21 protein-coding genes are annotated in these 18,906 nt (G+C 70.7%); 10 read left to right on the top strand and 11 right to left on the bottom strand.

All coding sequences use genetic code 11. From position 1 onward, the window contains the following. The first annotated feature begins 31 nt into the window (after positions 1 to 31). From ACGFZN_RS13285 to ACGFZN_RS13275, 3 genes are all read left to right on the top strand, one after another. Positions 32 to 283, top strand: a complete 252-nt coding sequence (locus ACGFZN_RS13285) for a hypothetical protein (RefSeq protein WP_393858551.1) — start codon at positions 32 to 34, stop codon at positions 281 to 283. A 357-nt stretch (positions 284 to 640) separates the two neighbouring features. Next, the gene (locus tag ACGFZN_RS13280) at positions 641 to 1,648 is read left to right on the top strand and encodes an NlpC/P60 family protein (RefSeq protein ID WP_393858550.1); all 1,008 of its coding nucleotides are present in this window, start codon (positions 641 to 643) and stop codon (positions 1,646 to 1,648) included. Between the two features lie 236 nt (positions 1,649 to 1,884). Then, positions 1,885 to 2,589, top strand: a complete 705-nt coding sequence (locus tag ACGFZN_RS13275) for a phosphatase PAP2 family protein (RefSeq protein ID WP_393858549.1) — start codon at positions 1,885 to 1,887, stop codon at positions 2,587 to 2,589. Between the two features lie 47 nt (positions 2,590 to 2,636). On the opposite strand, the gene ACGFZN_RS13270 is transcribed toward ACGFZN_RS13275, so the two are convergent. Next, positions 2,637 to 4,193, bottom strand: a complete 1,557-nt coding sequence (locus ACGFZN_RS13270) for an FAD-binding oxidoreductase (protein ID WP_393858548.1) — start codon at positions 4,191 to 4,193, stop codon at positions 2,637 to 2,639. A gap of 349 nt (positions 4,194 to 4,542) precedes the next feature. On the opposite strand from ACGFZN_RS13270, the gene pstS reads away from it, so the two are divergent. The 4 genes from pstS (at position 4,543) to pstB (ending at position 8,704) form a co-directional block, all read left to right on the top strand. Continuing rightward, on the top strand, positions 4,543 to 5,676 hold the full coding sequence (gene pstS / locus ACGFZN_RS13265; protein ID WP_393858547.1) for a phosphate ABC transporter substrate-binding protein PstS: 1,134 nt from the start codon (positions 4,543 to 4,545) through the stop codon (positions 5,674 to 5,676). 114 nt (positions 5,677 to 5,790) lie between these two features. Beyond that, complete coding sequence (pstC, locus tag ACGFZN_RS13260; RefSeq protein WP_393858546.1) at positions 5,791 to 6,798, top strand: phosphate ABC transporter permease subunit PstC; 1,008 nt, start codon at positions 5,791 to 5,793, stop codon at positions 6,796 to 6,798. After that, positions 6,795 to 7,856 (top strand): phosphate ABC transporter permease PstA, encoded by a 1,062-nt coding sequence (gene pstA, locus ACGFZN_RS13255; protein WP_393858545.1) that lies wholly within the window; start codon positions 6,795 to 6,797, stop codon positions 7,854 to 7,856. The genes pstC and pstA overlap by 4 nt, the downstream gene beginning before the upstream one ends. 71 nt (positions 7,857 to 7,927) lie before the next feature. Then, positions 7,928 to 8,704, top strand: coding sequence for a phosphate ABC transporter ATP-binding protein PstB (pstB, locus tag ACGFZN_RS13250; RefSeq protein ID WP_393858544.1), 777 nt, complete (start codon positions 7,928 to 7,930; stop codon positions 8,702 to 8,704). A 99-nt stretch (positions 8,705 to 8,803) separates the two neighbouring features. On the opposite strand, the gene ACGFZN_RS13245 is transcribed toward pstB, so the two are convergent. The 4 genes from ACGFZN_RS13245 to ACGFZN_RS13230 form a co-directional block, all read right to left on the bottom strand. Continuing rightward, entirely contained in the window at positions 8,804 to 9,172 is a 369-nt protein-coding gene (locus ACGFZN_RS13245) for a hypothetical protein (RefSeq protein ID WP_393858585.1), read from the bottom strand. Positions 9,173 to 9,180: 8 nt separating this feature from the next. Further along, entirely contained in the window at positions 9,181 to 9,438 is a 258-nt protein-coding gene (locus ACGFZN_RS13240; RefSeq protein WP_393858543.1) for a hypothetical protein, read from the bottom strand. 83 nt (positions 9,439 to 9,521) lie between these two features. Further along, positions 9,522 to 10,520 carry an anion permease gene (locus tag ACGFZN_RS13235; RefSeq protein ID WP_393858542.1) on the bottom strand — a complete coding sequence of 333 codons (999 nt, stop codon included), beginning with the start codon at positions 10,518 to 10,520 and terminating at the stop codon, positions 9,522 to 9,524. A gap of 7 nt (positions 10,521 to 10,527) precedes the next feature. Continuing rightward, positions 10,528 to 11,148, bottom strand: coding sequence for a DUF47 family protein (locus ACGFZN_RS13230; protein ID WP_330339106.1), 621 nt, complete (start codon positions 11,146 to 11,148; stop codon positions 10,528 to 10,530). A gap of 218 nt (positions 11,149 to 11,366) precedes the next feature. Here ACGFZN_RS13230 and ACGFZN_RS13225 point away from each other — a divergent pair, with 218 nt between their 5' ends. Continuing rightward, positions 11,367 to 11,771 carry a metal-sensitive transcriptional regulator gene (locus ACGFZN_RS13225; RefSeq protein WP_393858541.1) on the top strand — a complete coding sequence of 135 codons (405 nt, stop codon included), beginning with the start codon at positions 11,367 to 11,369 and terminating at the stop codon, positions 11,769 to 11,771. Here ACGFZN_RS13225 and ACGFZN_RS13220 read toward each other — a convergent pair. Then, on the bottom strand, positions 11,768 to 11,989 hold the full coding sequence (locus tag ACGFZN_RS13220) for a hypothetical protein (RefSeq protein ID WP_393858540.1): 222 nt from the start codon (positions 11,987 to 11,989) through the stop codon (positions 11,768 to 11,770). The genes ACGFZN_RS13225 and ACGFZN_RS13220 overlap by 4 nt on opposite strands. A gap of 92 nt (positions 11,990 to 12,081) precedes the next feature. Next, positions 12,082 to 12,930, bottom strand: coding sequence for a hypothetical protein (locus ACGFZN_RS13215; protein ID WP_393858539.1), 849 nt, complete (start codon positions 12,928 to 12,930; stop codon positions 12,082 to 12,084). A 143-nt stretch (positions 12,931 to 13,073) separates the two neighbouring features. Between ACGFZN_RS13215 and ACGFZN_RS13210 the strand changes: the two genes are divergently transcribed. Continuing rightward, complete coding sequence (locus tag ACGFZN_RS13210) at positions 13,074 to 13,247, top strand: hypothetical protein (protein WP_393858538.1); 174 nt, start codon at positions 13,074 to 13,076, stop codon at positions 13,245 to 13,247. Here the strand turns inward: ACGFZN_RS13210 and ACGFZN_RS13205 are convergent. The 4 genes from ACGFZN_RS13205 to mshD form a co-directional block, all read right to left on the bottom strand. Continuing rightward, positions 13,229 to 13,636, bottom strand: coding sequence for an NUDIX hydrolase (locus ACGFZN_RS13205; RefSeq protein ID WP_393858537.1), 408 nt, complete (start codon positions 13,634 to 13,636; stop codon positions 13,229 to 13,231). The genes ACGFZN_RS13210 and ACGFZN_RS13205 overlap by 19 nt on opposite strands. A 56-nt stretch (positions 13,637 to 13,692) precedes the next feature. Further along, entirely contained in the window at positions 13,693 to 14,811 is a 1,119-nt protein-coding gene (locus ACGFZN_RS13200) for a CHAD domain-containing protein (protein WP_393858536.1), read from the bottom strand. Next, a complete protein-coding gene (locus ACGFZN_RS13195; protein ID WP_393858535.1) occupies positions 14,792 to 17,023 on the bottom strand; it encodes an RNA degradosome polyphosphate kinase in 2,232 nt (743 codons plus the stop codon). The genes ACGFZN_RS13200 and ACGFZN_RS13195 overlap by 20 nt, the downstream gene beginning before the upstream one ends. A gap of 298 nt (positions 17,024 to 17,321) precedes the next feature. Then, on the bottom strand, positions 17,322 to 18,248 hold the full coding sequence (gene mshD, locus ACGFZN_RS13190) for a mycothiol synthase (RefSeq protein WP_393858534.1): 927 nt from the start codon (positions 18,246 to 18,248) through the stop codon (positions 17,322 to 17,324). Between the two features lie 443 nt (positions 18,249 to 18,691). Here mshD and ACGFZN_RS13185 point away from each other — a divergent pair, with 443 nt between their 5' ends. Then, positions 18,692 to 18,817, top strand: a complete 126-nt coding sequence (locus ACGFZN_RS13185) for a hypothetical protein (protein ID WP_393858533.1) — start codon at positions 18,692 to 18,694, stop codon at positions 18,815 to 18,817. Positions 18,818 to 18,906 lie beyond the last annotated feature (89 nt).

Here is an 18,906-nt window from a genome sequence, read left to right as displayed (position 1 = left end):
AGGCGCGCCGGCGAGCGGCCGCCGGCCGGACGTGCGGACCGTCCGTGAGCGGATCGCCGCCACCGGCCGGGTCGTACCGTCCCCCGTCGCCACGTTCGGCTTCTCGTTCCTGGCCTTCGCCCTCGCCGCCGCGACCGTCCGCTGGGCGAACCGGCGCGGATCCAGAGTGTTCGGCACCGGCGACCCGTCGACCTCCGGAACGGCACCGGCCGACGCGGTGGATGCCAACGCCGCGCTGGGCACGACGTCCACGAACAGGGCTCCGTTGAGCGGACGCGGATAGCGGCTGCCGGGGCCCCGGGGCGGGCGCGCCCGCGAGGCTCGCGCTTCTGTCTGTGCTGCCAAGGCCCCGGGCGCGCTCACGCGGCTCGTGAGGTTGCCCGTGCGCTGCCGAAGCCCCCAGGGCGGGCGCCCACGCCCGTCGCGCTTCAGTCCATGCTCCCGGAGCCCCGGGTGAGCGCCCCACGCGGCCCGTGAGGCTGCCCGTGTGGCCCGGTTCGGGCAACTCGGCGGGGTTTTCGGGGCCATGGGCATCGGACGGTGGGTGAGATTGCGCTGTGGGCGGCGTATTGCGTTCTCGTGCCGCAGGCCCATGCGCTCTTAGACTGCTCGGGGTGGACTGGCCGGTGGCGAGGGGCGGTTGACGGTGCGTAAGGCGTGGGTGGTCGGGGGCGCCCTCGTGGGGGCCGGGATGGGCTTCGTCATGCTGCTCGTCGTCGGGGTGTACGTCGTCGCCGGGAACCTCGTCAACGGATTCGGCACCGGCGGCCGGGCACTCGCGTCGGGCGCCGTGCCGGCCGCCTACAAGTCGCTCGTGCAGAAGTGGGGCAACCTGTGCCCGGCGCTCACCCCCGCGCTGCTCGCCGCCCAGCTGTACCAGGAGAGTGGCTGGAACCCGACCGTCGTCAGCCCCGCCGACGCGCGCGGCATCGCCCAGTTCATCCCCAGCACCTGGGCCACGCACGGCATCGACGGCAACGGCGACGGCAAGCGGGACATCTGGGACCCGGCCGACGCGATCCCGTCGGCGGCCTCCTACGACTGCGAACTGGCGAAGTACGTGAAGGACGTGCCGGGCAACGTCTCCGACAACATGCTCGCCGCGTACAACGCAGGCGCCTACCGCGTCATACAGTCCGGCGGCGTCCCGCCGATCGGCGAGACGCAGAACTACGTCAAGCGGATCCGCAGCCTGGCGCAGAGCTTCGCCGCCCCCGCCCGCCGTATCGACCCCACCCAACAGGCCGCCGGGGCCATCGCGTTCGCGCAGAGCAAGCTCGGCACGCCGTATCTGTGGGGCGGTGAGGGATCGGCCTCGCAGGGCGGCCGGTTCGACTGCTCCGGGCTCACGCAGGCCGCGTACGCGAAGGTCGGGATCACCCTGCCGCGGGTCGCCAACGACCAGTACAACGCCGGACCGCATCCCTCGCGCAGTCAGCTCCTGCCGGGCGACCTGGTGTTCTTCTCCAACGACCTGGGCGACTCGCGGGCCATCCACCACGTGGGGATCTACGTCGGCGGCGGGTACATGATCGACGCGCCGCGCACCGGCGCCGTGATCCGGTTCGACCCCATCGACACCCCCGACTACTTCGGCGCCACCCGCGTCACCGAAGATGGCGCGAAAGCGCTCCCCACGAAGGTGTGACCCAGCGTGAACCAACCCCCTGAGCTGCGATGATGAGTCTCTCTTCGATAACGTCTGCGTGATCATTCAGTGGAGAGTGGAACGTATTGAGGGGAGCCGTGCGTTCCTGTTGACGTAGCCGAGCGGACGTCAGTACGGCAGTCGCGACAGTGCAGCGGAAGCGGATCTACGAACCACGGGGGTAGGAGCGACGCACACGAGGTGCGTCCGGCAGACGACGAAGGGGCCGCAGCACCATGGCTGTACTCGCCGAATCCGGATCGAACCCCGACGTCGGCCTGCTCTACGACATCAACGGCCTCGCCGAGGACGCCCCGCGCTGGTTCGACCGGGCCATGGAGTTCGTCGGCGAGTACGGCCTGCTGCTCGCCATGGTCCTGCTCGTGCTGTGGTGCTGGTGGACCGTGCGGCGCCGGGGCGGCGAGAACGCCGCGCCCTCCGTCGCAGCGCTGGTGTGGGCGCCGCTCGCGGCCGGCATCGCCGTGCTGGTGAACGTCCCCATCCGGGGCTTCGTGGCGCGCCCCCGGCCCTTCGTGGAGCACCAGGGGCTGGACGTCCTCGTCTCCGGCAAGACCGACTACTCCTTCGTCAGCGACCACGCGACCATCACCATGGCCGTCGGTGTGGGCCTCTTCGTCGCCAACCGCCGCTTCGGCCTCGTGGGGATAGGGCTCGCGCTGCTGGAGGGCTTCTGCCGGGTCTTCATGGGCGTGCACTATCCGACGGACGTCGTCGGCGGCTTCGCCCTCGGCACAGCCGTCGCCCTCCTGCTGTCCCCGCTCGCCATGGCACTGCTCACCCCGCTGATGCGCGCGGTGGAGCGCTCGCCGAGGGCGGGGTGGATCGTTCGCCGCAGGGCGGTGGGCGGGGCGCGCGAGGGTGCGGTGCTGGGCGGCGCCCGCACGCCGGTGGAGTCCGAGGAACGGGACCTGGCGGCGTAGCCCGCCGGGTCCCGCTCCTGGCCCCCATTCGGGGCCTGGTCCGCCTCCTACAACCCCTGCGCGTACGAGAAGAACCGCTGGGGGTCGTACTGCTGCTTCACCTTCGCCAGACGGCTCACCGCGTCCCCGTAGTACGCCTTCTTCCAGTTCGTCAGCGTCGGGTCCGTGTAGTTCTGGTACGCCGCACCCGAGGCGTGCGGGGCCATCGCCTTGTGGGCCGAGTCCAGCCACGACTGCGCCGTACCGCCCGAGGCCCCCGGGCTCCAGGACGCGATGTACTGGGCCAGCATCCGGGAGCGGCGGTGGACGAAGGCCGTCGCCGTGGGGGAGACGCGGTTGACCGCGCCGCCGAGGGCGGTGAACGCGATGCTGCCCGCGCCGCCCCGCACGGCTGCGATCTGCCGCAGCACCGTCTGGATGCCCGCCGCCGACAGCGAGCGGTCGAAGAAGTCGGAGCGTGCCGCGTACGTCTCCCGGCCCAGCCGGCCCTGCGGCGAGCGGCCCGGGGTGGGGCCCGGCAGATGGCACTGGGCGTCGGCGGAGAAGGAGGAGCAGCCGGCGTAGACCTCCATCGCCTCCTCGTAGCCGCGGCGACGCAGGCTGACCGAGGAGGCGTTCGCGCCGGCCGCGTGGGCCAGCCGGTCCACGGCGTTCTGCAGCTCGCCGTAGGTGCCGAGGGAGAAGCAGGCCACCGAGACGGTGGGGGTGCGGCCCGGCGCGCACTCCAGGTGCAGGGACGACCAGATCTCGTCGGGCTGCCCGGGCCCCCACTCCTGCCAGGCCTTCAGCACGGCCGCGGCCTTCGACCAGGGCCAGGTCATGTACGCCGTCACCGCCTGCGGTGCCGGATGGGTCCGGAACTGCAGCTCGGTGACGACGCCGAAGTTGCCGTTGCCGGCGCCGCGCAGCGCCCAGAACAGGTCGGAGTGGCTGTTCGAGTCGGCCGTCACCTGGGTGCCGTCCGCGGTGATCAGCGTGGCCTGGGTGAGGCTGTCGCAGGTCAGGCCGTACGCCCGCGAGGCGACCCCGTGGCCGCCGCCGAGGACGAGGCCGGAGACGCCGACGGTGGGGCAGGAGCCGGCGGGTATGGTCACGCCCTTCGCAGCCAGCGCCCGGTAGACGTCGATCAGCTTGGAGCCGGCGCCGACCACCGCCTGCCCGCCGGAGACGCGGATGCGGTTCAGCTTGGACACGTCGAGGACGAGGCGGTTGTCGCCGGAGGAGTAGCCGGCGTAGGAGTGGCCGCCGTTGCGTATGGACACGCGTATCGCGTGCGCCCGGGCGTAGGCGAGGACCGTGCGGATGTCGTCGGCGTGCGCCGCGTAGGCGACCGCGGCGGGCTTCAGGCCGTCGAAGCGGGTGTTGTACAGCTGGTGGGCCGTCGTCCAGTTGGCGTCCCCGGGCCGGACCAGGGTGCCGTCCAGGTCGTGGGCGAGGGCCGCCCAGTTCGCCGCCGCGTTCTCGCTGGTGGTCTTGAGCGGCGTGAGCGAGGATGTGGCCGTGCTCGCGGAGGCGGCGGCCCTGCCCGTGCCCGAGCTGCAGCCGGTCAGTGCGGTCGCGGCCAGTACGGCCGTGCCGCCCGCCATGAACGTGCGCCGTTCCATGCCCATCGTCCCGTGTCACCCTTCCGCAGGCCCGCGTGGCCCGTCGTGGGGTGAGACGACCGCTTCGACGTGTTGGTTCGTAACAGTTCATCCACAGGGAACCGAACGCCGATGACGCCTGCGCGCAACCCGGCGGCCGGAACCTCCATGTGTTCTCCCCGTGAGCATTCCGTGACCTAACCGGGCCGACGGCAGGGGTTCACCCCTCGTTCACTTCCGGCCATCGGCGGCTTCACCTGTTCTGCCTAATTTCGGCCGTGCACGGTGCGGAGCGCGGCCTTATGCGCCCGCGCTCATCCATACCTCGCACGCCGCCGACCGCGGCGGCTCCTGGAAGGAACTCCCGAAAGTGAAGCTTCAGCGCAAGAACCGGCTGCGCGCCCTGTCGCTCGGTGCGATCGCCGTGACCGGCGCCCTGGCCCTGACGGCGTGCGGCTCCGACGACAACGGCGGCGGTTCCAAGGCCTCGGGCAACCCGTCCGGCGCCACCAATGCCTCCTCGATCAAGTGCGACAACGCCAAGGGTCAGCTGCTCGCAGACGGCTCCTCCGCGCAGAAGAACGCGATCGACGCCTGGGTCAAGAACTTCTCCCAGGCCTGCGGCGTGCAGATCAACTACAAGGGCGGCGGCTCCGGCGCCGGCGTCACCTCCTTCACCCAGGGGCAGCTCGCCTTCGCCGGTTCCGACTCCGCGCTGAAGCCGGACGAGGTCACCGCCTCCAAGAAGGTCTGCAACGGCGGCCAGGGCATCGACCTGCCGATGGTGGGCGGCCCGATCGCCCTCGGTTACAACGTCCCGGGTGTCGACAACCTGGTGCTGGACGCCCCGACCATCGCCAAGATCTTCGACAGCAAGATCACCAACTGGAACGACCCGGCGATCAAGAAGCTGAACCCGTCGGCGAAGCTGCCCGACCTGAAGATCCAGGCGTTCCACCGCTCGGACGAGTCCGGCACCACGGACAACTTCACCAAGTACCTGATCGCCACCACCCCGGACAACTGGAAGTACTCCGGCGGCAAGGCCTGGCAGGCCAAGGGCGGCCAGTCCGCCCCGCAGTCCGCGGGTGTGGCCCAGCAGGTCAAGCAGACCTCCGGCGCCATCGGCTACTTCGAGCTGTCCTACGTCAAGGACGGCATGAAGGCCGTCTCCATCGACACCGGCGCCAGCAAGCCGGTCGCGCCGAGTACCGCCTCCGCCACCGCCGACATCGCGGCCGCCAAGGTCGTCGGCACCGGCAAGGACCTGTCGCTGAAGCTCGACTACAAGACCAAGGCCGAGGGCGCCTACCCGATCACCCTGGTCACGTACGAGATCGTCTGCGACAAGGGCAACAAGGCGGACACCCTGCCCGCCACCAAGGCGTTCCTGCGCTACATCGCCAGCGAGGACGGCCAGAAGATCCTCTCCACGATCGACTACGCGCCCGTCCCCGACGAGATCATCGCCAAGGTCCGCACCACCATCGAGGGCCTGAGCTGACCTGATCCGAAAGTGCGGCCCGCGCCCGACAGGGCCCGGGCCGCACCGTCCGGTGCACCGCCGCCATGAGCCGCCGCCCGTGAGGGCGCCCGGCTCCGCAGACCGGAGAACCCGATGGACATATCGACCAAGACCTCAGACGCACCACCTCCCGCACCCCAGCCCTCGCTCGCCGAGCAGAAGCGCAACGCCCGCGGCGCGACCCGCCCCGGCGATCGCGTCTTCCTGGGCCTGAGCCGCGGCTCGGGCATCCTGCTGCTGGTGATCATGGCCGCGATCGCGGTCTTCCTCACCTACCGCGCCTCCCTCGCGATCGGCAAGGACCACGGAAACTTCCTGACCACGTCCGAGTGGAACACCAACCTGCTCCCGCCGACCTTCGGCATCGCGGTGCTGGCCTTCGGCACGATCGTCTCCTCGGTCATCGCCATGGTCCTCGCGGTCCCGGTCGCGGTCGCGATCGCGCTGTTCATCACGCACTACGCACCCCGCCGGCTGTCCGGGCCGCTGGCGTACGTGATCGACCTGCTCGCCGCCGTGCCGTCCATCGTCTACGGCCTGTGGGGCGCCCTCGTCCTGGTGCCGCACATGAACGGCCTGTACGGCTGGCTCGACGAGTTCTTCGGCTGGACCGGGGTCCTCTCCTGGGACCAGGGCCCGCCGCGCTCCATGCTCACCGTCGGCATCCTGCTCGCGATCATGATCCTGCCGATCATCACCAACGTGAGCCGCGAGGTCTTCCGCCAGGTCCCGCGCATGCACGAGGAGGCCGCCCTGGCCCTCGGCGCCACGCGCTGGGAGGTCATCCGCATGTCCGTGCTGCCCTTCGGCCGCTCCGGCGTGATCTCCGCGTCGATGCTCGGCCTCGGCCGCGCGCTCGGCGAGACGATGGCCGTGGCCACCGTGCTCTCCCCCGACTTCGTCATCCACGCCAGCCTGCTCAACTCGGGCGGCGGCACCTTCGCCCAGAACATCGCCAGCAAGTTCAGCGAGGCGACCGAGTTCGGCCGGGACGCGCTCATCGCCTCCGGCCTGGTCCTCTTCGTCATCACCCTGCTGGTCAACGGCGCGGCCCGGCTGATCATCGCCCGCCGCGCGGAGTACTCGGGGGCCAACGCATGAGCACCGCAAGCCTGACCGACAAGCGCCCGAGCACCCTGCGGGCCGCGAGCCTGCCCCGGTGGACGCCCTGGGCGATCGCCGCCGGCTCCCTCGCCCTGGGCATCGGCATCTCCGCGGCCGCGGGCCTGCACAGCAACATCCAGTGGGCTCTGATCGCCGCCCTCCTGTTCGTCCTCGGCACCTACGGCGTCGCCGCGCGCGTCGAGGGCCGCCGCCAGGCCAGGGACCGCGTGGCGACCAGCCTCGTCTGGGTCGCCTTCCTGCTCGCCGTGATCCCGCTGGTCTCCCTGATCTGGGTGACCGCGGTGCGCGGCGTGAAGGTCCTCGACCTCTACTTCCTGACCCACTCGATGGGCGTCGTCGCCGACACCGAGCCGGGCGGCGGCATCTACCACGCCATCATCGGCAGCCTGGAGCAGGTCGGCCTCGCCACCCTGATCGGCGCCCCGATCGGCGTGTTCACCGCGATCTACCTGGTGGAGTACGGCCGCGGCCGGCTCGCCAAGGCGGTGACGTTCTTCGTCGACGTCATGACGGGCATCCCGTCGATCGTCGCCGGCCTGTTCATCCTGTCGCTGATGCTCATCTTCAAGATGCAGCCGTTCGGCTTCGCCGGTTCGCTGGCCCTGGCCATCCTGATGATGCCGGTCGTCGTCCGCTCCACCGAGGAGATGCTCAAGCTCGTCCCGAACGAGCTGCGCGAGGCCTCGCTGGCGCTCGGTGTGCCGAAGTGGCGCACCATCCTGAAGGTGGTCCTGCCGACCTCCATCGGCGGCATCACCACCGGCATCATGCTGGCGGTCGCCCGTATCGCCGGTGAGACCGCGCCGGTGCTGCTGCTGGTCTTCGGCAACCCGTTCATCAACAACAACCCCTTCGAGGGGGCGCAGGCGTCGCTGCCGCTGTACATCTACCAGCAGTTCGCCAACAGCGCGGGTTCCGGAGCGGCGTACGACCGCGCATGGGCGGCGTCCCTCACGCTGATCGCCTTCGTGATGATCCTCAACCTGGTGGCCCGCGGCATCGCCCGCTGGAAGGCCCCCAAGACCGGTCGCTGAGGCGACTATCTCCGGCTCCGCCGGGCGGGGCCAACAGCGACCGAGCTTGAATCTCTGGAAGTGAAGTAGACATGGCCAAGCGAATCGACGTAAGCGGACTGACCGCGTACTACGGCTCCCACAAGGCGATCGAGGACATCTCGATGACCGTCGAGCCGCGTTCGGTGACGGCGTTCATCGGCCCCTCCGGCTGCGGCAAGTCGACGTTCCTGCGCACGTTGAACCGGATGCACGAGGTCACTCCCGGTGGCCGCGTCGAGGGCAAGGTGCTCCTCGACGACGAGGACCTGTACGGCACCGGGATCGACCCGGTGTCCGTCCGCCGCGAGGTCGGCATGGTCTTCCAGCGCCCGAACCCCTTCCCCACCATGTCGATCTTCGACAACGTGGCGGCGGGTCTGCGCCTGAACGGCAACTACAAGAAGTCGGAGCTGAGCGACATCGTCGAGAAGTCGCTCAAGGGCGCCAACCTCTGGAACGAGGTCAAGGACCGCCTGAACAAGCCGGGCTCCGGTCTCTCCGGCGGCCAGCAGCAGCGCCTGTGCATCGCCCGCGCGATCGCGGTCGAGCCGAACGTGCTGCTGATGGACGAGCCGTGCTCCGCGCTGGACCCGATCTCCACGCTCGCGATCGAGGACCTGATCGGCGAGCTGAAGGAGCGCTTCACGATCGTCATCGTGACGCACAACATGCAGCAGGCGGCGCGTGTCTCGGACCGTACGGCGTTCTTCAACCTCGCCGCGGTGGGCCAGCCGGGCCGGCTGATCGAGATCGACGACACCGAGCGCATCTTCTCCAACCCGTCCGTCCAGGCGACGGAGGACTACATCTCCGGCCGCTTCGGATGATCGTCCCCTGATCCCCTCGCGGTGCTGCATGGCGGTGCCACCGTGAGGACGCAAAAGGGCCCGCCCCCGGCTCCCGGGGGCGGGCCCGCTGCTTCGCGTTCACGGATTGAGGTCCAGCACGCGCACCGGCTCGCCGATCCACCGGTCCGGGGTGGTGGTGGCGACGATCGCCCCGTCGGGACGGTCCGGGGTGGGCTGAGCAGCGTACTGACAGTGTGCCGAGGCCCACGTGTTCTGCCGGGCGATCGCCAGGGCGGCGGGCAGGTCCAAGTCCAGGATGGTGATGCCGGGCAGGGCGGTGAGATGTTCTGCCGTGCCGGGACGGGCCCGGTCGGCTTCGACCAGTGCGCACGCCGGGGCATACAGGTACCAGCCGGTCTCCAGGTGGGCGCGGTGGATCAACCGGGAGGCAAGGACATTGCCCCGGCCGGCCGCGGCCATGGCGGTGTCGTCCAGGACGATGTGCATCGCGTCGCTCACCGGGCCGCCGCCCGGGCCAATCGGCGGTCCAGTTCGCTGTCGAGGTCCCGTTCCTCCGCGGCAGTGGGGTCGTAGCCGGTCCACTCCTGCAAGGCGGCGCGGGCCCGCTCGGCCCGCTCGGCCCGCTCGGCGGGTGTGAGGAGGGTTTCGGAGAGCCGGGCCAGGTAGGCGCGCAGCGACATTCCTTCGGCTGCCGCTATGGCGGCGAGCCGGTCCCGGGCTTCCTCAGGGATACGGACGTTGGCGTCGGACATCATCGGACTCCTCTGCATACCTGGGTACGGGTACGTACCCGTACTCTAGGGATCAGGCCCCATCTCCGGCGAAGAACAGAGGATTACAGCACCGTCAGGTCCACCACGCCGAAGGCCAGCGCCGCGACCAGGGCCGCTGCCGGCATGGTGATGAACCAGCCGAGGACGATGTTCTTGGCCACGCCCCAGCGGACGGCGTTGAGGCGCTTGGTCGCGCCGACGCCCATGATCGCCGAGGTGATGACGTGGGTCGTGGAGATCGGCGCCTTGAAGAGGAACGCCGTGCCGAACATGATCGACGCGCCCGTCGCCTCCGCGGCGAAGCCCTGCGGCGGGTCCAGCTCGATGATCTTGCGGCCCAGCGTACGCATGATGCGCCACCCGCCGGCGTAGGTGCCAAGCGAGAGCATGACCGCCGAGACCAGCTTGACCCAGACAGGGATCGGGTCGCCGAAGGTCTCGTGGCCGGAAATCACCAGTGCCATCACGACCACACCCATGGTCTTCTGGGCGTCCTGGAGGCCGTGGCCGAGGGCCATGCCGGCCGCCGAGACGGTCTGCGCGATGCGGAAGCCGCGCTTGGCCTTGTGCGGGTTGGCCCGGCGGAACAGCCACATGATGGCCAGCATGACGACGTAGCCGATGATCAGGCCGACCACCGGGGACAGGAACATCGGGATGATGATCTTGTCCAGCACGCCGTTCCAGTGGACGGCCGTACCGCCCGCCAGGGCCGCGCCCACCAGGCCGCCGAACAGGGCGTGGGAGGAGGACGAGGGCAGGCCGAAGTACCAGGTGACCAGGTTCCAGGTGATCGCGCCGAGCAGGGCGGCGAAGAGGATGCCCATGCCGGTCGAGCCGGACGGGGTCGCGATCAGGCCCTCGCTGACCGTCTTGGCGACCCCGGAGCCCAGGAAGGCACCGGCCAGGTTCATGACCGCCGCCATGGCGAGCGCCGCCCGCGGGGTCAGCGCCCGCGTGGAGACCGACGTGGCGATCGCGTTCGCCGAGTCGTGGAAGCCGTTCGTGTACGTGAAGAAGAGCGCGACCGCGATGGTCACGACCAGGGCGAAGGTGTCCATCGACGCCTCAGGACTCCTTGACGGCGATGGTCTCCACCGTGTTCGCCACGTGCTCGAACGCGTCCGCCGCCTCTTCCAGGACGTCCACGATCTGCTTGAGCTTGAGCACCTCGATCGCGTCGTACTTGCCGTTGAAGAGGTGGGCCAGCAGCTTGCGGTGGATCTGGTCGGCCTGGTTCTCCAGGCGGTTGACCTCGATCCAGTACTCGGTGAGGTTGTCCAGCGTGCGGAGGTTCGGCATGGCCTCCGCGGTCAGCTCGGCCGCCCGGGCCAGCACCTCGATCTGCTGCTCGACGCCCTTCGGCAGTTCCTCGACGTTGTAGAGGACGACCAGGTCGACGGCCTCCTCCATGAAGTCCATGATGTCGTCGAGGGAGCCGGCGAGGGAGTAGATGTCCTCGCGGTCGAACGGCGTGATGAACGAGGAGTTCAGCTGGTGGAAGATCGCGTGCGTGGCGTCGTCGCCTGCGTGTTCCGCGGCCCGCATACGCTCTGCGATCTCGGCCCGGGCGGATGCGTCCGCCCCGAGCAGTTCCATCAGGAGTTTCGAGCCCGTGACGATGTTGTCCGCGGACGCGGCGAACATGTCGTAGAAGCTCGTCTCCCTGGGGGTCAGACGAAAGCGCACGTGGGTTCCTCTAGGTGCTTCGGTTTCGGTCAGGCTGATGCTAGGCGCATCATCCGGCCACGGCTATCGGGCCGTGTCCCAGTGTCGCCCATCGGGCAGGATGATCAGCACGGGGGCGGACCAAGGGCTCTCTACCCCGGAAAGTTGGTTACCATATACCCGGCAGGGGTATGTATCCCCGATTGTGCCCGCCGCTCGTCCCGAAATGGAGGCCCGCGATGACGACGACCGAGGCCGGCGCCGGAACGGCACCCTCCGAGACCACGGTCGGGATCACGGACGAGACCGTGAGCGAGACCACGGGCGCGGTCGCGGGTGAGACCGCCCACACCCCGCACGCCACGCACGGCTACCACAAGCAGAAGGACGAGCACCTCAAGCGGCTGCGCCGGATCGAGGGCCAGATCCGCGGACTGCAGCGGATGGTCGACGAGGACACCTACTGCATCGACATACTGACCCAGGTCTCCGCCTCCACCAAGGCACTGCAGTCCTTCGCGCTGCAGCTGCTGGAGGAGCACCTGCGGCACTGCGTGGCGGACGCGGCCCTCAAGGGCGGCGACGAGATCGACACCAAGGTGGACGAGGCGACGAAGGCGATCGGCCGCCTCCTGCGGTCCTAGGCCCCGCGGTCCTGGGTTCGGCGGCCTCGGGCCCTGCGGTCCCAGGCCCCGCAGGCCTCGCGTTCCTCGGCGACGCGGAGCACCTCGTCGATGCTCTCCAGGCTGAGCCGGTCCTCGGCGGCGGAGGCCGCGATGATCAGCTCCCCGCACAGTTCGATCTCGGCGAGGGCCACGTGGTCCTGCACCGCCGTACCGCCGACCGGAGCCACCCGCCTCACCTTCTCTCTGCCGTCACCGGCTTCCTAGAGTAGGGAGTGGCCTACACACCGCGCATGGCACGGACGGGCTACTTACGCACCGGCGGTAGGGACTAGTCGCGGTCCTCGGCGATACGGCCCGCGTAGATGTCCGCCGGACGCGGCAGGCGTACGTCGGCGGGGGCGCCGAAGTCGTACAGCAGGGTCGTCGAGGCGACCGCCACGGGGGTCTTCTGCCGGCCGTTGACGAAGCTGAAGCGCTGCCTGAGCTTGCGGATGCGGCCTTGGTCGTCGAGATAGGCGTCGAACGGGACTTCGGCTGTGGCGAACCCTTTCGCCGCCGCGGCCAGCGGTCCCCGGTTGCCGGCGGAGGCCAGGCGGGCCGCGCCGCGCAGGTCAGCCGTGCCCCGGTAGTGCAGGACGGGCGTGCCGGCGACCTCGGTCCGGCCGACGTAGGCCGCGGTGCGGGTGCCGCGCAGCACCTCGGCCGCCGCGTACGGGTCGGTCGCGCCGCCGGTGACCAGGTTGCCGTCGGAGAGCGTGGCGACGTCCACCCGCACCCACTTGTCCGCAGGCACGCCCGCGCCCCGGTTCTTCATGAACAGGGCGCCCGGCGCGAGGAGTTCGGTGATCGGCTTGTGCTCGGAGGCGCCCGCCGGATCCTCGGGCAGCACGACGGTGAGCCGGCCGAGGCGGTGCCGGTAGTCGTAGACGCCCTGGCCGCGGATGGTGACCCGGGTGCCGCCCGTGGCCATCTCCATCGAGGTGGTCGCCTGTGAACTGCCCGCCTCGCCCAGGGTGTCCGCCGCCCGGCGCAGCACGGCGACCGGATCGCCCCCGCCCTTGACGTCCTCGGCGGCGGCCCCGCTGCCGGAACAGCCCGTGGCGCACGCCCCGAGGCCGAGCATGATGCCGACCGCGAGGACCGTACCGCCCGCGCTCCTGTGCTGCCGCCGCTCCATCGCCTGCCTACCCCCAGCCGGTACGTCCGTCACGGGCCCCCTACTCGTCCGGTCAACGACGGGCAGGGGGGCGCCGTCACGCGGCGAAAGGAGTGGACGACGCCCTACGACCCCTTTACCGCAGGGTCGGTAACGTTGTCGGAGTGGCGCAGCAGGAGGGGCCGGAGCGCGTCCGGCAGGGGCAGGAGCACCTCACCTCGACGACGGAACAGGGCCGTTTCTGCGTGGCCCGCTGCACCTGCGGCTGGCGCGGTCCGGCCCGCCGCGCCCGCAGCCAGGCGCGGACGGACGCGGAGGTTCACACGGCCGGCCTGTGAAGGGCGTCGACCAGCTCGCGGTCCCGGATGTGGGTGAGCCGGCCGCGGGCGGCGGCGGGGGAGAGCCACAGGATCCGGTCCACCTCGCTGTTCGGGGTGAAGCGGCCGGAGACCGCCTCGGCCGCCCAGTACCGCACCTGCTTGGGCCGGCCGCCCGCCACATAGCGCGCGGTCGGCAGCTCGGCCCCGGGCCGGGCGGTGTACCCGGTCTCCTCCGCCACCTCGCGCAGGGCGCCCGCGAGCGGGTCCTCGCCCCGCTTGAGCTTGCCCTTGGGGTGGGACCAGTCGTCGTACTTCGGCCGGTGGACCAGACAGATCTCCAGGTCCCCGGAGACCGGCGAGCGGCGCCACAGCACGCAGCCGGCCGCCCGCACCAGGGTGTCGTCCACACCGCCCTCCTTCGGAGAACCCAGGGTGTGCCGGAGAACTCAGGGTGTGCGAGAACTCAGGGTGTGCCGACCGTCCGCTTCTGCCAGGCCTGCTGGAAGGCGAACCGGGCGGCCTCCACCTCGTGCCGCTGGTCGGCGTGGAGCACGCCGAGCGCGTACGCCGTCGCCGGCGCGATCCGGGGGGTACGGGCCGCCTGCGCCGCCGCCGCTGCCGCCTCCGAGGCGTCCCGGTGCCGGTTCAGCGCCCGGCCGGCCGCGAGCAGCCGCACGTCCACGGGGATGTTGCCGCCGTGCAGCGCCTCCTGGGCGTACCGGTGCAGCCGCAGCAGCAGCCGGACCTGGTGCCAGGGGCCGTCCTGCGGGTGCGGGGCCGGGTCCGGAGACAGGCCGTGCACCAGGGCCTCCGCGTTGTAGGGGTGGCCCGCCGTGACCAGGGGGAGCGCCGCGATCGCCGCTGTCAGCCGTTCCTCCGCAGCGGCTGCCGGCGGGCGCAGGTCGGTGGTGGACGCCGCAGGGGCGAGGGGGACCTCGCTGGCCAGTACGGCCACCTTGTCGGCGACGGCGTGGAACCGGCTGGATCCCAGCGCCTGGAGGGCGGTGGAGTGAGCCCTCGTCCGGGCGAGGGTCAGCTGGCGTTCGAGCAGGGCCCCGGCCTTGGCCGCGCCCACCGTCAGGTTGCCGCGCTCCGCCGTTGCCGTCACGTTGGCCGGGCCGCCGGTGTTTTCCAGTGCCGCTTTCAGTGGGGCGGGCGCCGCCCCCGCGGCACGACTGCCCGCAGCCACGACGTCGACGGCATGGGCGGGCAGGACCGTCGCCCCCGACAACCGGTGCAGCGCCAGCAGCAGCCGCTCCAGCCGGGCCTCGTACGCGTGCTCGAGGCCCAGCGTGCCGGACAGCCACGCCAGTTCCTGGCGCATCTCCTCGGACCAGTCGGCGTCGAGGAGCGGGCGGAAGGTGTGCAGGCTGCCGCTGATGCGGCGGGCCGAGCGGCGCAGCAGCCGGGCCGCGTCGACGGACTCCTCCGCGCCGCCCGCCGCCGTATGACCGCCGGTCTCGCGGTGCAGGCGCAGGGCGCGCAGGAACTCCGTGGCCTGGGCGCGCAGGTACGCCGCGAGGGCGTCCCCGGTCACCTCGCCGGCCGCGGGGTCCGTCGGGTCAAGGTGTTGCTGTGCCACGCCGGCGCCTCCGGGCGTCTATGAGCATCTCCTGGACGTTGCGCAGCGGCTGTCCGTCCGCGTCGGTCGCGTGCCGCGTCCACTCGCCGTCCGGGCCGAGGTGCCAGGAGGAGGTCGCGTCGGACATGCCGGTGTCGAGCAGCCGGTTCAGGGCCGCCCGGTGGGCGGGGTCGACGACCCGCACCAGGGCTTCTATCCGGCGGTCGAGGTTGCGGTGCATCATGTCGGCGCTGCCGATCCACACCTCGGGCTCGCCGCCGTTGCCGAAGGCGAACACCCGGGAGTGCTCGAGGAACCGGCCGAGGACCGAGCGGACCCGGATGTTCTCCGACAGACCGGCGACGCCGGGGCGCAGCGCGCAGATGCCGCGCACCCACACGTCCACCGGCACGCCCGCCTGGGACGCGCGGTAGAGGGCGTCGATGACCGCCTCGTCGACCATCGAGTTGACCTTGATGCGGACGAAGGCCGGACGGCCCGCGCGGTGGTGCTGGACCTCCTTCTCTATCCGCGAGACCAGGCCGTCGCGCAGCGACTTCGGAGCCACCAGCAGCCGGCGGTAGGTCTCCCGGCGCGAGTAGCCCGACAGCCGGTTGAACAGGTCGGAGAGGTCGGCGCCGACCTGCGGGTCGGCGGTGAGCAGGCCGAGGTCCTCGTACAGGCGCGCCGTCTTCGGGTGGTAGTTGCCCGTGCCGACGTGGCTGTAGCGGCGCAGCGTCTCGCCCTCCTGGCGGACGACGAGGGACAGCTTGCAGTGCGTCTTCAGGCCGACCAGGCCGTAGACGACGTGGCAGCCGGCCTCCTCGAGCTTGCGCGCCCACTTGATGTTGGCGTGCTCGTCGAAGCGGGCCTTGATCTCGACCAGGACCAGGACCTGCTTGCCGGACTCGGCGGCGTCGATCAGCGCGTCGACTATCGGGGAGTCGCCGGAGGTGCGGTACAGGGTCTGCTTGATCGCGAGGACGTCCGGGTCGGCCGCCGCCTGCTCCAGGAACGCCTGCACGGACGTGGAGAAGCTGTCGTACGGGTGGTGCAGCAGCACGTCACGCGTGCGCAGGGCGGCGAAGATGTCCGGCGCGGACGCGGACTCCACCTCGGCGAGGTCGCGGTGGGTGCCGGCGACGAACTTCGGGTACTTCAGCTCGGGCCGGTCGAGGCCGTGGATCCGGAACAGGCCGGTGAGGTCGAGCGGACCCGGCAGCGGGTACACCTCCGCCTCGGAGATCTTCAGCTCGCGCACCAGCAGGTCCAGCACCTCGCGGTCGACGGACTCCTCGACCTCCAGGCGCACCGGCGGGCCGAAGCGGCGCCGCATGAGCTCCTTCTCCAGGGCCTGGAGCAGGTTCTCGGCGTCGTCCTCCTCGACCTCCAGGTCCTCGTTGCGGGTGAGGCGGAAGGTGTGGTGCTCCAGCACCTCCATGCCCGGGAACAGCTCCTCCAGGTGCGCGGCGATGACGTCCTCGATGGGGACGTACCGGCCGGGGCTGGACTCCAGGAAGCGGGACAGCAGCGGCGGCACCTTCACGCGCGCGAAGTGCTTGTGGCCGCTGACCGGGTTCCGCACGACCACGGCCAGGTTCAGGGAGAGGCCGGAGATGTACGGGAACGGGTGCGCGGGGTCGACGGCCAGCGGCGTGAGCACGGGGAAGATCTGGTGCCGGAACAGCGTGAACAGGCGGGCCTGCTCCTTGTCGGTCAGCTCGTTCCAGCGGACCAGGTGGATGCCCTCCTCCGCGAGTGCGGGGGCGACGTCCTCGTGGTAGCAGGCGGCATGCCGGGCCATGAGCTCCCGCGAGCGGGCCCAGATCATCTCCAGCACCTCGCGCGGCTGCAGCCCCGAGGCGGACCGGGTGGCCACGCCGGTGGCGATACGGCGCTTCAGCCCCGCCACCCGGACCATGAAGAACTCGTCCAGGTTGCTGGCGAAGATCGCGAGGAAGTTCGCGCGCTCCAGCAGCGGCGTGTTCGGGTCCTCGGCCAGCTCCAGGACCCGCTCGTTGAAGGCCAGCCAGCTGCGTTCACGGTCCAGGAAACGGCCCTGCGGCAACGGTGCGCCGTCGGTCCTCGACTCCTCGTACGCGTCGAGGTCCGCGTCGATGTCCGGTTCCAGGTCGGAGACCGCGCCCTGCGCGAAATGCGTGCGGTGCGCGGCTATGGAGCCCACGTCGGGCTGGATGCGCTGGACCTCTGCCTGAGTGTCGTGCTGGCTCATGAACCCATTGTTCCGCGCTACCGGCATCACGGGCGCATCGGAACGTGCGGGCGGGAGCGTCCCGGCCCCGTTCTGGGCTGGCCCCTCGGGGGGCGGCGAAGGCTCTGGCACGGCGGGCGTCATTGGCCGAGCGTCGCAAGCCAGCCTGAATCAACGGTTACGGACACATGACGTCCGGGATAGCGAGGGGCGGATCACAGGGGGCGCGGGGCACTGCGCGACCAGCCACCGCGCACCCGCACCCGCACACGGCCATCAGGCTGTACGGCGCTCGGGCGGACCGTATGGGCCCGCAGGGTCATGTCTCCGTGCGGTACATCAGGTCCGTCTCGTACGTCGTGAACCCCAGCCGCTCGTACACCGACACCGCCGCCTGGTTGTCGGCGTCGACATAGAGCATCGCGGTCGGCAGCTGCTGCCCCGCCAGGTGCCGCAGGCCGATCGTGGTGAGGGCCTTGCCGAGGCCGCCGCCCTGCTCACCGGGGCGGACGCCGAGGACGTACACCTCGCCGAGCCCCTCCTCGGCGTGCACCTTGGTCCAGTGGAAGCCGATCAGCTCCCCGCGCCGCTCGGCGAGGAAGAACCCGGCCGGGTCGAACCACGGCTGGGCCTTGCGGTCGTCGAGGTCGCGCTGGGTCAGCGAGCCCTGCTCGGGGTGGTGGGCGAAGGCGGCCGCGTTGACCGCGAGCCAGGCCGCGTCGTCCTTGCCGGGCACGAAGGTGCGCACGCTCACGCCCTCCGGGAGCTCTGGCTCGGGCAGCTTCAGGTCGGTCAACGGCCGCCGCATCTGCCGCAGTTCGCGGAACAGGGTCAGGCCGAGGACCTGGGCGAGGTGCCGGGCGGCGGGATGCCCGCCGTGCGCCCACACCCGCAGCCGCTTGCCGGAGGCGGCGAGCAGCGCCGCACCGAGCGCCCGCCCGTGCCCGTGCCCGCGGTGCGCGGGGTGGACGACGAGTTCGGCGGCCGGCGCCTCCACCGGGTCGGTGTCCTCCAGCTGGGCGTAGCCGACGAGTTCGCCGTCGACGGTCAGCAGCAGGTGCGAGACGCCCTCGCGGGCCTCGCCGCGCAGCTGCAGCCGGCCCTGCTCGGACACCGGCTGCTGCCCGTCGACGGCGGCGGCCTCGGCGAGCAGGGCCCGCACCGCCTCGGCCTTGTCGGGGTTGAGCGCGGAATGGGTCTCGATGGAGCGGGCGGGGAAGGCCCGTGCGGTGTCGTCGCTGCTCATGCGTAGAGAGTACGGGGCGGCGTGGGGGAAGCCCAGGCAGCGCAGCGGGCACGGGAACCGGCAGAAGAGGCCGGATAAAACCTGTGTGAATACCTCCGCGGTTCCAAAATACCCCTGTGAATTGCTCACAGGGGTATTTCATTGACGTCTAAGGAGAATTGGCCTTTTCCGGCTCGCGTATCCCGTAATGTTTTCCGTGTCGAAAGCGAACAGCCGCCGACGACACCGAAGAGAAGCGAACAGAGAGGTCAAGCCATGAGTTTCCACAAGATCGTGCCCGTGAAGAAGGACCGCAAGCCCATCCCGGCTCCGGCGCACAAGAAGCACGCGCCGAAGAAGCCCGCGCCCAAGCGCCCGGTCGGCCGGCGGTAAGCACCGCGTCATCGCGAGATAAACGCAGACCGAGAATCTGCATCCTGTCCACAATCAGGGAGGGAAATTCCATGTCTTTCCGCAAGGTCGCCCCCGTCAAGAACAGCAGGAAGCACCGCGAGCCGGTCGCGGAGCAGAGGAAGCCGGCGCCGAAGAAGCCCGCGCCGAAGCGCCGCCCGGTCGGCGGCAAGGACTGAGCCGGGTCTTCGTGAGGCGGGGTCGCCGGGTGCCGTGTGGTCGCACCGGGGGCCCCGCCTCCGCCGTGTCCCAAGAGATGTCCACAGCT

The sequence above is a fragment of the Streptomyces sp. NPDC048192 genome (assembly GCF_043202415.1).
Lineage (GTDB): Bacteria > Actinomycetota > Actinomycetes > Streptomycetales > Streptomycetaceae > Streptomyces.
This window is presented reverse-complemented; position numbering and strand designations above follow the sequence as displayed.